Raw genomic sequence first — 12,457 nt, 5'->3', positions numbered from 1 at the left:
ATGGAAAAAGTCATGTTGTCCTTTGACAAAGTCAGCGCCCACTACGGCAAAATCCAGGCGCTGCATGAGGTGAGCCTGCATATCAATCAGGGCGAGATTGTCACCCTCATTGGCGCGAACGGGGCGGGGAAAACCACCTTGCTTGGTACGTTATGCGGCGATCCGCGCGCCACCAACGGGCGAATTGTGTTTGATGATAAAGACATTACCGACTGGCAGACGGCGAAAATCATGCGCGAAGCGGTAGCGATTGTCCCGGAAGGGCGTCGTGTCTTCTCACGAATGACGGTGGAAGAGAACCTGGCAATGGGCGGCTTCTTTGCCGAACGCGACCAGTTTCAGGAGCGCATAAAGTGGGTGTATGAGCTGTTCCCGCGTCTGCATGAGCGCCGTATTCAGCGGGCGGGCACCATGTCCGGCGGTGAACAGCAGATGCTGGCGATTGGTCGTGCGCTGATGAGCAACCCGCGTTTGTTGTTGCTTGATGAGCCATCGCTCGGCCTTGCGCCGATTATCATCCAGCAAATTTTCGACACCATCGAGCAGCTGCGCGAGCAGGGGATGACTATCTTCCTCGTCGAGCAGAACGCCAACCAGGCGCTAAAGCTGGCGGATCGCGGCTACGTGCTGGAAAACGGCCATGTGGTGCTCTCCGATACCGGCGACGCGCTGCTGGCGAACGAAGCGGTGAGAAGCGCGTATTTAGGCGGGTAATAACACGTTGATTGATAAGGAGTCAAAAGACTCCTTTGAGACAGCTGACAAATGTAAAAATGCCTGATGCGCTGCGCTTATCAGGCCTACTGGGTGAGTTGCAATATATTGAATTTGTACGATCTTGTAGGCCTGATAAGGCGTTTACGCTGCATCCGGCATGAAACGATGAGCAATCTGTAGAGTTTGATTCAGACCTTCTATATTTTCCCGCTTATCCGTGTCCCATCTCCCATTTTCCCTCACCCGCGCCGTCACTGCCTTGTCATCTTTCTGACACCTTACTATCTTACAAATGTAACAAAAAAGTTATTTTTCTGTAATTCGAGCATGTCATGTTACCCCGCGAGCATAAAACGCGTGAATTCGCGCATTCGGTACAACAAGAGAGATAAACGATGAAACCGTTACATTATACAGCTTCAGCACTGGCGCTCGGACTGGCGTTAATGGGGAATGCACAGGCAGTGACGACCATTCCGTTCTGGCATTCTATGGAAGGGGAACTGGGTAAAGAGGTGGATTCTCTGGCTCAACGTTTTAACGCCGAAAACCCGGATTACAAAATTGTACCGACCTACAAAGGCAACTACGAACAGAATTTAAGCGCGGGGATTGCCGCATTTCGTACCGGCAACGCGCCGGCTATTTTGCAGGTTTATGAAGTTGGCACCGCCACCATGATGGCGTCGAAAGCCATTAAACCGGTATATGACGTGTTTAAAGAGGCGGGGATTAACTTCGATGAGTCGCAGTTTGTGCCGACGGTTTCCGGTTACTACTCCGACAGCAAAACGGGCCACTTACTCTCCCAGCCGTTCAACAGCTCGACCCCCGTACTCTATTACAACAAAGACGCCTTCAAGAAAGCAGGATTAGACCCGGAACAGCCGCCGAAAACCTGGCAGGATCTGGCGGACTATGCCGCAAAACTGAAAGCCTCCGGTATGAAGTGCGGCTACGCCAGCGGCTGGCAGGGCTGGATCCAACTGGAAAACTTTAGCGCCTGGAACGGTCTGCCGTTTGCCAGCAAAAACAACGGTTTTGACGGCACGGACGCGGTGCTGGAGTTCAACAAGCCGGAGCAGGTGAAACACATCGCCATGCTCGAAGAGATGAACAAGAAGGGTGATTTCAGCTACGTCGGGCGTAAGGATGAATCCACCGAGAAGTTCTATAACGGTGATTGCGCGATGACCACCGCCTCTTCCGGTTCGCTTGCCAACATTCGCGAGTACGCCAAATTCAACTATGGCGTAGGCATGATGCCTTACGACGCTGACGCGAAAGATGCGCCACAAAATGCCATTATCGGCGGAGCCAGCCTGTGGGTGATGCAGGGCAAAGATAAAGAAACGTATACCGGCGTGGCGAAGTTCCTCGACTTCCTCGCGAAGCCAGAAAACGCTGCTGAGTGGCATCAGAAAACCGGTTATCTGCCAATTACCAAGGCGGCGTATGACCTGACCCGTGAGCAGGGCTTTTATGAGAAAAACCCAGGGGCGGATACCGCGACGCGTCAGATGCTGAACAAACCGCCGTTGCCGTTCACCAAAGGGCTGCGTCTGGGCAACATGCCGCAGATCCGCGTGATTGTGGATGAAGAGCTGGAGAGCGTGTGGACCGGCAAGAAGACGCCACAGCAGGCGCTGGATACTGCCGTTGAGCGTGGGAATCAGTTACTGCGCCGCTTTGAGCAGTCTACGAAGTCTTAATTCTCTTACCCTCACCCTAACCCTCTCCCTAAGGGAGAGGGGACCGATCGGCGTGGTGGAAAAGTGCCGTGTCGGTTTGTCACTTCGTTCTGAAGGCGAAGGGAACCACCCGGCGTGGTAGAGCGAAGTTGACTCAATGGCAAAACGCCGCACCGCTTTTCTCCCTCGCCCCTTTGGGGAGAGGGCCGGGGTGAGGGGAACACAACACGAAGAGTTTATTTATGTCATCATCCCGTCCGGTGTTCCGCTCGCGCTGGCTGCCCTATTTGCTGGTCGCGCCGCAGCTCATCATCACCGTTATCTTTTTTATCTGGCCTGCGGGCGAAGCGTTGTGGTACTCGCTACAAAGCGTCGATCCGTTTGGTTTCTCCAGCCAGTTTGTCGGTCTGGATAACTTCGTCACGCTGTTTCATGACAGCTACTATCTCGACTCCTTCTGGACGACGATAAAATTCAGCACCTTTGTCACCGTCAGTGGTTTGCTGGTGTCGCTGTTCTTTGCGGCGTTGGTGGAGTACATCGTGCGCGGCAGCCGTTTCTATCAAACCTTAATGCTGCTGCCTTACGCTGTGGCACCCGCCGTTGCCGCCGTATTGTGGATCTTCCTGTTTAACCCCGGTCGTGGGCTGATCACTCATTTTCTCGCTGAGTTCGGCTACGACTGGAACCACGCGCAAAACAGCGGTCAGGCGATGTTCCTGGTGGTGTTTGCCTCGGTGTGGAAGCAAATCAGCTATAACTTTCTGTTCTTCTATGCCGCGCTGCAATCCATTCCCCGTTCGTTGATCGAAGCCGCAGCCATCGACGGCGCAGGCCCAATTCGCCGCTTCTTTAAGATCGCGCTGCCGCTTATCGCCCCGGTGAGTTTCTTCCTGCTGGTGGTGAACCTGGTGTACGCCTTCTTCGACACCTTCCCGGTGATCGACGCCGCCACGTCCGGCGGGCCGGTTCAGGCTACCACGACGCTGATTTATAAGATCTACCGTGAAGGCTTTACCGGACTGGATCTGGCTTCGTCTGCCGCGCAGTCGGTGGTGTTGATGTTCCTCGTCATCGTGCTGACGGTGGTGCAGTTCCGCTATGTTGAAAGCAAGGTGCGTTACCAATGATTGAGAACCGTCCGTGGCTGACGATATTCAGCCATACCATGCTGATCCTCGGGATCGCGGTGATCCTCTTCCCGCTGTACGTGGCGTTTGTCGCGGCAACGCTGGATAAACAAGCTGTCTACGCCGCGCCGATGACGCTAATTCCTGGCACACATCTACTGGAAAACATCCACAACATCTGGGTGAACGGGGTAGGCACGAATAGTGCGCCGTTCTGGCGGATGTTGCTTAACAGCTTTGTGATGGCGTTCAGCATTACGCTCGGCAAAATTACCGTCTCGATGCTTTCGGCATTTGCTATTGTCTGGTTTCGTTTTCCGCTGCGTAACCTCTTCTTCTGGATGATTTTTATCACCCTGATGCTGCCGGTTGAAGTGCGTATTTTCCCGACGGTAGAAGTCATTGCCAATCTGAAGATGCTCGACAGCTATGCAGGTTTAACGCTGCCGCTGATGGCCTCGGCGACCGCCACCTTCCTGTTCCGCCAGTTCTTTATGACGCTGCCGGATGAGCTGGTGGAAGCCGCGCGGATCGACGGCGCGTCGCCAATGCGCTTCTTTTGCGACATTGTTTTTCCGTTGTCGAAAACCAATCTGGCGGCGCTGTTTGTGATCACCTTTATCTACGGCTGGAACCAGTATCTGTGGCCGCTGCTGATTATTACCGACGTTGATCTCGGCACTACCGTTGCAGGGATCAAAGGGATGATTGCCACAGGCGAAGGCACCACGGAATGGAACTCGGTAATGGCGGCGATGTTGTTAACGCTTATCCCTCCGGTGGTGATTGTTTTAGTGATGCAGCGTGCCTTCGTGCGCGGCCTGGTCGATAGTGAGAAATAAGATGGCAGGACTGAAATTACAGGCAGTAACCAAAAGCTGGGATGGCAAAACCCAGGTCATTAAACCGCTGACCCTTGATGTGGCGGATGGCGAATTTATCGTGATGGTCGGGCCGTCTGGCTGCGGGAAATCGACGCTGCTGCGCATGGTTGCCGGGCTGGAGCGGGTAACGGAAGGCGATATCTGGATCAACAATGAGCGTGTGACCGAAATGGAGCCGAAAGATCGCGGGATTGCGATGGTGTTCCAGAACTACGCGCTTTATCCGCATATGAGCGTCGAAGAAAACATGGCGTGGGGGCTGAAAATTCGCGGCATGGGCAAGCAGCAAATTGCCGAGCGCGTTCAAGAAGCGGCACGCATTCTGGAACTGGACGGCCTGCTTAAGCGCCGCCCGCGTGAGCTTTCCGGCGGGCAGCGCCAGCGCGTGGCAATGGGGCGCGCGATTGTGCGCGATCCGGCGGTATTTTTGTTTGATGAGCCGCTCTCGAACCTTGATGCCAAGCTGCGCGTGCAGATGCGCCTTGAGTTGCAGCAATTGCACCGTCGCCTGAAAACGACTTCACTCTACGTTACTCACGATCAGGTTGAGGCGATGACGCTCGCTCAGCGGGTGATGGTGATGAACGGCGGCGTTGCCGAACAGATTGGCACGCCGGTTGAAGTGTATGAAAAGCCCGCCAGCCTGTTTGTGGCGAGTTTTATCGGCAGTCCAGCGATGAACCTGCTGACAGGCCGCGTGAATAACGAAGGCACGTACTTCGAACTGGACGGCGGTATCGCGCTGCCGCTAAACGGTGGCTACCGGCAGTATGCCGGACGTAAAATGACCCTCGGTATTCGCCCGGAACATATTGCGTTAAGCTCGCAGGCAGAAGGCGGCGTGCCGCTGGTGATGGACACGCTGGAGATCCTCGGCGCAGATAACCTGGCGCACGGACGCTGGGGCGAACAGAAGCTGGTGGTACGACTGGCGCATCAGGAGCGCCCGACGGCAGGCAGTACGCTGCGGCTGCATCTGCCAGAAAATCAGCTACATCTTTTTGATGGTGAAACAGGACAACGAGTATGAGTAACTGGCCTTATCCTCGCATCGTCGCCCATCGTGGCGGCGGTAAACTGGCTCCAGAAAACACCCTGGCGGCAATCGATGTGGGGGCAAAATACGGTCATAAGATGATCGAATTTGACGCGAAGTTATCGAAAGATGGCGAGATCTTCTTGCTCCATGACGATAATCTCGAGCGTACCAGCAACGGCTGGGGCGTAGCAGGCGAACTAAACTGGCAGGATTTACTGCGCGTGGATGCAGGCAGTTGGTACAGCAAAGCGTTTAAAGGCGAGCCGCTGCCCTTGCTTTCGCAGGTGGCGGAACGCTGCCGCGAACACGGGATGATGGCGAATATCGAAATCAAACCCACCACTGGCACCGGGTCATTAACGGGCAAAATGGTGGCGCTGGCGGCGCGTGAACTTTGGACTGCTATGACGCCGCCGCTGCTGTCATCGTTTGAGATTGATGCTTTAGAAGCTGCACAACAGGCTGCACCGGAACTGCCGCGCGGTTTGTTGCTTGATGAGTGGCGCGACGACTGGCGAGAACTGACTATGCGGCTGGGCTGCGTCTCTATTCATCTCAATCATAAGTTGCTCGATAAAACGCGAGTGAGGCAGTTGAAAGACGCCGGATTACGGATTCTGGTGTATACCGTCAACAAACCCCAGCGCGCGGCAGAGTTGCTGCGCTGGGGCGTGGATTGCATTTGTACCGATGCGATTGACGTGATTGATCCGAACTTTACGGCCCAATAGTTTTCAACGGAATATCAGGCTGCGGCGTGCTGGGTTGATTCAGCATGTCGCCGTTTCTCCTCTCCGGCAGCATATGCTGCTGATTCAGCGAGTTATCCGGATTACGGTTGCCGTTTAACATCCCGCCGTTGGTGTTGGGCAGCATTTGCTGCCGGGCGGGATTTAGCTCCCCCGGCTGCGACTGCAATACCCGCTGCGAGTTACTGTTAATCTGATTTTCTAAATGTTGCTGCTGTAATTGCGTCTGCGTTTTCAGTTGCTGATTCAGCATCCCTTTTTGCTGGATTTGCTGGGCCTGCATCTGGGTTTGCATCCGTTGCTGACTGGGGATCTGATACCCCGACTGGTTAGGGTTGTTCAGAGTATTAATGGGCTGTGCAAAGCCGACGAACGGCAGGAGTGCCGTCAAAAGCAGAAGTCGTTTCATCGCGTATCCTCCTCTGAAGATATCCTTTAAGTTTACTCGCTTCCCGGCAAAACGATGATTAATTCAGAGTTATATACCAGGCTTAGCTGGGGTTGCCCCACACATAACTGGAGAATAACGATGATAAAACCGACGTTTTTACGCCGGGTGGCCATTGCTGCTCTGCTCTCAGGAAGTTGTTTTAGTGTTGTTGCCGCGCCACCTGCGCCGCCGCCGGTCTCGTATGGCGTGGAGGAAGATGTCTTCCATCCGGTGCGCGCGAAGCAGGGGATGGTGGCGTCTGTGGATGCTACTGCCACTCAGGTGGGGGTGGATATCCTTAAAGAAGGTGGTAATGCCGTTGATGCTGCCGTGGCAGTGGGGTATGCGCTGGCGGTAACGCATCCGCAGGCGGGGAATCTGGGCGGCGGCGGTTTTATGCTGATCCGCACTAAGGATGGCAATACAACCGCTATCGATTTCCGCGAAATGGCACCCGCCAAAGCGACCCGCGATATGTTTCTCGATGACCAGGGCAATCCGGACAGCAAAAAATCACTCACTTCGCATCTGGCCTCCGGTACGCCCGGTACGGTCGCAGGTTTCTCGCTGGCGTTGGAGAAGTACGGCACTATGCCGTTAAATAAAGTGGTGCAGCCGGCGTTTAAACTGGCACGCGATGGTTTTATCGTTAATGACGCGCTGGCTGACGATCTCAAAACCTACGGTAGCGAAGTGTTGCCGAATCACGAAAACAGCAAGGCTATCTTCTGGAAAGAGGGCGAGCCGCTGAAAAAGGGCGACAAGCTGGTACAGGCGAATCTGGCAAAGAGTCTGGAGATGATTGCTGAAAACGGCTCGGACGAATTCTACAAAGGCAAGATAGCGGAACAGATTGCCCAGGAGATGCAGAAAAACGGCGGCTTAATTACCAAAGAGGATTTAGCAGCGTATAAAGCGGTCGAACGCACACCAATAAGCGGCGATTATCGCGGGTATCAGGTTTACTCCATGCCACCGCCATCCTCCGGCGGGATCCATATCGTACAAATCCTCAATATCCTGGAAAACTTCGATATGAAGAAATACGGCTTTGGCAGTGCCGACGCGATGCAAATCATGGCTGAAGCTGAGAAATACGCCTACGCCGACCGCTCGGAATATCTTGGCGACCCGGATTTTGTCAAAGTACCGTGGCAGGCGCTGACCAATAAAGCCTATGCCAAATCCATTGCCGATCAAATTGATATCAACAAAGCGAAACCGTCCAGCGAAATTCGCCCAGGCAAACTTGCGCCTTATGAGAGCAATCAAACAACCCATTACTCAGTGGTGGATAAAGACGGTAACGCGGTGGCGGTGACCTATACGCTGAACACCACCTTCGGTACGGGTATTGTCGCGGGCGAGAGCGGTATTCTGCTTAATAACCAGATGGATGATTTCTCCGCCAAACCGGGTGTGCCGAACGTTTACGGGCTGGTGGGCGGTGATGCTAACGCCGTCGGGCCGAACAAACGTCCGCTGTCGTCGATGTCACCAACCATTGTGGTGAAAGACGGTAAAACTTGGCTGGTGACTGGCAGCCCAGGCGGGAGCCGGATTATCACCACTGTGCTGCAAATGGTAGTGAACAGTATCGATTACGGAATGAACGTTGCCGAAGCGACCAATGCGCCGCGTTTCCACCATCAGTGGTTGCCAGACGAGCTGCGTGTCGAGAAAGGATTTAGCCCGGATACGCTCAAGCTGCTGGAAGAAAAAGGTCAGAAAGTGGCGCTGAAAGAGGCGATGGGTAGCACACAAAGCATTATGGTTGGGCCGGACGGTGAGTTGTACGGCGCATCCGACCCGCGCTCGGTGGATGATTTAACGGCGGGGTATTAATATCTTAAGCCCTCTTCCGGTAGGTGAGGGCTTAAATGACCAACTTAGATTGCAAATTCTTTACTTCACCCGCGCCATAAAATACGCATCGACATATTCACCATTTCGCAACGCGTACTTTTTACCAGTTCCTTCAATCTCAAAACCGTATTTTTTATAGACCTTAATTGCCGGGGCGTTATCGACAAACACGGTTAGTTCAATGCGATCTACCCGCAGCCAGTTGTCGCACATCTCAATCATCTCTCGCATCAGGGCGCTGGCGACGCCGCGATTGTGCCAGCGGGAGTCGACGCAGATACCAAAATCGGCAACATGACTGCGGCGCGGGCGTTGCTGCACGTCAATGGTGAGATGACCCACGACGGTTCCATCAATACAGGCGACTAACTGTTTGATGCCGGGACGATCGGCGAGTCGCTCCTGCCACATATGATCGGAAGGATGAGGCACCTGTAGCGTGTTGTAATACACCTCCGGCTGGGCGTGGATTTGCCGAATGGCCTCGTAATCGCGCGTTTCAGCGTGGCGTATCACTATCTCACTCATTCCTCTGTCCTCTTTGGGGTAAATGTCCCTTTCAACATCATTGACTTTCAAATGCGAGTCAAATGCATTTTTTTGCAAAAAGTGTTGGACAAGTGCGAATGAGAATGATTATTATTGTCTCGCGATCAGGAAGACCCTTGCGGAGAACCTGAAAGCACGACATTGCTCACATTGCTTCCAGTATTACTTAGCCAGCCGGGTGCTGGCTTTTTTTTGCTTTCGTTCCTGCCAGGCTGACTTGCTATTTTGCCCACGGGAAGTGCTCGTGTTGAGACAAATGCAAAATTGCCTGATGCGCTACGCTTATCAGCCTACAAACCTGTGCCCGAACCGTAGGTCGGATAAGGCGTTCACGCCGCATCCGGCATGATCAAAGTGCACTTTGCCAACAATCTGACGTACTGAAGCACAGGCATAGGAACCACGTCCGCTTTGCGTTAAGGTGTAACTAACCACCTTATAAAAGGACGAAATCATGGTCATTAACTGCGCCTTTATTGGCTTCGGCAAAAGCACCACCCGTTACCATCTGCCGTATGTACTTAACCGCAAGGATAGCTGGCATGTCGCGCATATTTTCCGCCGCCATGCGAAGCCGGAAGAACAGGCTCCTGTCTACTCGCATATCCATTTCACCAGCGATCTCGACGAAGTATTAAACGATCCTGACGTTAAGCTGGTTGTCGTCTGCACTCACGCTGATAGCCACTTCGAGTACGCGAAGCGCGCGCTGGAAGCCGGGAAAAATGTGCTGGTTGAAAAACCGTTCACCCCTACGCTTGCGCAGGCGAAAGAGCTGTTTGCGCTGGCAAAAAGCAAAGGGCTGACCGTCACGCCGTATCAGAATCGCCGCTTTGATTCTTGCTTCCTGACGGCGAAAAAAGCGATTGAAAGCGGCAAGCTGGGGGAGATTGTTGAAGTGGAAAGCCATTTTGACTACTACCGCCCGGTGGCAGAAACTAAACCGGGGCTGCCGCAAGATGGTGCATTTTATGGCCTTGGCGTGCATACCCTCGACCAGATTATCTCGCTGTTCGGTCGCCCGGATCATGTGGCTTACGACATTCGCAGCCTGCGTAATAAAGCCAATCCGGACGACACCTTTGAAGCGCAGTTGTTTTATGGTGATTTGAAAGCCATCGTCAAAACCAGCCATCTGGTGAAAATCGATTATCCGAAATTTATCGTTCATGGTAAGAAAGGTACATTTATTAAATACGGTATCGACCAGCAGGAAACCAGCCTGAAGGCTAATATTATGCCGGGCGAACCGGGATTCGCAGCGGATGATTCGGTCGGTGTGCTGGAGTATGTCAATGACGAGGGCGTGACGGTAAGAGAAGAGATGACGCCGGAGGTGGGAGATTACGGACGCGTCTACGATGCGCTGCATCAAACCATCACCACCGGTGCACCAAATTACGTCAAGGAATCTGAAGTTCTTACTAATCTGGAAATCCTTGAACGCGGTTTTGAACAAGTCTCTCCCTCCACAGTGACTCTCGCGAAGTAAGTTTGATGGCTCCTCGAATAGTTCAATTTTTTTGAACAGAGGGGTCAATTTTCACCCTCTATCATCCCAGGCGGATCGGGTCCACACTAAGCCCATCGAAAACATTCAGGGGGTGAATACAAATGATCTACTTACGCAAAGCAAATGAACGTGGTCATGCAAATCATGGCTGGCTGGACTCCTGGCACACTTTCTCTTTTGCCAACTATTACGATCCGAATTTTATGGGCTTCTCCGCGCTGCGCGTGATTAACGACGACGTGATTGAAGCAGGGCAGGGCTTCGGCACTCACCCACATAAAGATATGGAAATTTTGACCTACGTGCTGGAAGGTACTGTTGAGCATCAGGACAGCATGGGCAATAAAGAGCATGTTCCGGCGGGCGAGTTTCAGATAATGAGTGCGGGTACGGGTATTCGTCACTCAGAGTACAACCCCAGCAGCACCGAGCGTCTGCATCTGTATCAGATCTGGATCATGCCAGAAGAAAATGGGATTACGCCGCGTTATGAACAGCGTCGCTTTGATGCCGTGCAGGGCAAACAGCTGGTTCTTTCGCCGGATGCGCGTGATGGTTCGCTGAAAGTGTATCAGGATATGGAACTTTACCGCTGGGCGCTGGTAAAAGATGAGCAGTCGATACATCAGATTGCCGCTGAACGCCGCGTCTGGATCCAGGTAGTAAAAGGCAATGTCACCATTAACGGTGTCAAAGCCTCTACCAGCGATGGTCTGGCAATCTGGGATGAGCAGGCAATCTCCGTCCACGCCGATAGCGACAGTGAAATCCTGCTGTTCGATTTACCGCCAGTCTAAATTTATCTCACAAACCTTCCTGAGGAATCAGGAAGGTTGTGATGCGTCCGTGGTAAACTAAAGGAATCTATCCCTTTTGTACCCTTCAGGACGATGAAAAAGAAAAGACCCGTACTTCAGGATGTGGCTGACCGTGTAGGCGTGACCAAAATGACGGTCAGCCGTTTTTTACGCAACCCGGAGCAGGTCTCCGTCGCCTTACGCGGCAAGATTGCCGCCGCTCTTGATGAACTGGGTTATATTCCCAACCGCGCGCCCGATATCCTCTCAAATGCTACCAGCCGGGCAATTGGCGTCCTGTTACCTTCTCTCACCAACCAGGTTTTCGCGGAAGTATTACGCGGCATCGAAAGCGTCACCGACGCGCACGGTTATCAGACTATGCTGGCGCACTACGGTTATAAACCGGAAATGGAGCAAGAACGTCTCGAATCGATGCTCTCCTGGAATATCGACGGGCTGATCCTCACCGAACGTACCCACACGCCGCGCACCTTAAAGATGATTGAAGTGGCAGGTATTCCGGTGGTGGAACTGATGGACAGTAAATCACCGTGCCTCGATATCGCCGTCGGTTTTGATAACTTTGAAGCGGCACGCCAGATGACCACCGCCATTATTGCTCGCGGGCATCGTCACATTGCCTATCTCGGCGCACGTCTCGACGAACGTACTATCATCAAACAGAAGGGATACGAACAGGCGATGCTGGATGCAGGCCTGGTGCCATATAGCGTGATGGTTGAACAATCTTCTTCTTACTCTTCAGGTATTGAACTGATTCGCCAGGCGCGGAGGGAATATCCACAGTTGGATGGCGTGTTCTGTACCAACGATGACCTGGCTGTCGGCGCGGCGTTTGAATGTCAGCGTTTGGGGCTGAAAATTCCTGACGATATGGCGATTGCCGGTTTCCACGGTCACGATATTGGTCAGGTGATGGAGCCACGGCTGGCGAGTGTGCTGACACCGCGTGAGCGGATGGGCAGCATTGGCGCTGAACGCCTGCTGGCGCGTATTCGTGGCGAAGCAGTGACACCGAAAATGTTAGATTTAGGTTTCACCTTGTCACCGGGCGGATCTATTTAAGCT

Annotated in this window: 12 protein-coding genes; 10 read left to right on the top strand and 2 right to left on the bottom strand. The window is 53.3% G+C overall.

The genetic code is table 11. The features are described 5' to 3' along the window. From livF to ugpQ, 6 genes are all read left to right on the top strand, one after another. Entirely contained in the window at positions 1–714 is a 714-nt protein-coding gene (livF, locus tag LG381_RS02785) for a high-affinity branched-chain amino acid ABC transporter ATP-binding protein LivF (protein WP_225761994.1), read from the top strand. A gap of 398 nt (positions 715–1,112) precedes the next feature. Continuing rightward, a complete protein-coding gene (gene ugpB, locus LG381_RS02780; protein WP_000803181.1) occupies positions 1,113–2,429 on the top strand; it encodes a sn-glycerol-3-phosphate ABC transporter substrate-binding protein UgpB in 1,317 nt (438 codons plus the stop codon). 221 nt (positions 2,430–2,650) lie between these two features. After that, positions 2,651–3,538, top strand: coding sequence for a sn-glycerol-3-phosphate ABC transporter permease UgpA (gene ugpA, locus LG381_RS02775; protein ID WP_000099289.1), 888 nt, complete (start codon positions 2,651–2,653; stop codon positions 3,536–3,538). Next, positions 3,535–4,380, top strand: a complete 846-nt coding sequence (gene ugpE, locus LG381_RS02770; protein WP_000572164.1) for a sn-glycerol-3-phosphate ABC transporter permease UgpE — start codon at positions 3,535–3,537, stop codon at positions 4,378–4,380. The genes ugpA and ugpE overlap by 4 nt, the downstream gene beginning before the upstream one ends. Before the next feature lies 1 nt (position 4,381). Further along, positions 4,382–5,452, top strand: a complete 1,071-nt coding sequence (gene ugpC, locus LG381_RS02765) for a sn-glycerol 3-phosphate ABC transporter ATP binding protein UgpC (RefSeq protein ID WP_225761993.1) — start codon at positions 4,382–4,384, stop codon at positions 5,450–5,452. Next, positions 5,449–6,192, top strand: a complete 744-nt coding sequence (ugpQ, locus tag LG381_RS02760; protein WP_085461346.1) for a glycerophosphodiester phosphodiesterase — start codon at positions 5,449–5,451, stop codon at positions 6,190–6,192. The genes ugpC and ugpQ overlap by 4 nt, the downstream gene beginning before the upstream one ends. Here the strand turns inward: ugpQ and LG381_RS02755 are convergent. Continuing rightward, a complete protein-coding gene (locus tag LG381_RS02755; RefSeq protein ID WP_225761992.1) occupies positions 6,179–6,619 on the bottom strand; it encodes a DUF2756 family protein in 441 nt (146 codons plus the stop codon). The two genes, ugpQ and LG381_RS02755, sit on opposite strands and share 14 nt — an antisense overlap. 120 nt (positions 6,620–6,739) lie before the next feature. Here LG381_RS02755 and ggt point away from each other — a divergent pair, with 120 nt between their 5' ends. Then, entirely contained in the window at positions 6,740–8,485 is a 1,746-nt protein-coding gene (gene ggt, locus LG381_RS02750) for a gamma-glutamyltransferase (RefSeq protein ID WP_222680849.1), read from the top strand. A gap of 60 nt (positions 8,486–8,545) precedes the next feature. Here the strand turns inward: ggt and yhhY are convergent, their stop codons facing one another. Further along, complete coding sequence (gene yhhY, locus LG381_RS02745) at positions 8,546–9,034, bottom strand: N-acetyltransferase (protein WP_105290279.1); 489 nt, start codon at positions 9,032–9,034, stop codon at positions 8,546–8,548. A gap of 475 nt (positions 9,035–9,509) precedes the next feature. Here yhhY and LG381_RS02740 point away from each other — a divergent pair, with 475 nt between their 5' ends. The 3 genes from LG381_RS02740 to gntR all read left to right on the top strand — a co-directional run bounded on the left by LG381_RS02740 (position 9,510) and on the right by gntR (position 12,454). Beyond that, a complete protein-coding gene (locus LG381_RS02740) occupies positions 9,510–10,547 on the top strand; it encodes an oxidoreductase (RefSeq protein ID WP_000236320.1) in 1,038 nt (345 codons plus the stop codon). 122 nt (positions 10,548–10,669) lie between these two features. Further along, positions 10,670–11,365, top strand: a complete 696-nt coding sequence (gene yhhW / locus LG381_RS02735; protein ID WP_000639800.1) for a quercetin 2,3-dioxygenase — start codon at positions 10,670–10,672, stop codon at positions 11,363–11,365. A 93-nt stretch (positions 11,366–11,458) separates the two neighbouring features. Then, positions 11,459–12,454 (top strand): gluconate operon transcriptional repressor GntR, encoded by a 996-nt coding sequence (gene gntR, locus LG381_RS02730; protein ID WP_000730250.1) that lies wholly within the window; start codon positions 11,459–11,461, stop codon positions 12,452–12,454. The last annotated feature ends 3 nt before the right edge of the window (positions 12,455–12,457 follow it).

Source organism: Escherichia sp. Marseille-Q3837, from assembly GCF_916618735.1.
In the GTDB taxonomy this organism is placed as follows: domain Bacteria; phylum Pseudomonadota; class Gammaproteobacteria; order Enterobacterales; family Enterobacteriaceae; genus Escherichia; species Escherichia ruysiae.
Note: the sequence above shows the minus strand (reverse complement) of the source record. Positions and strands in the feature narration are given on the sequence as shown.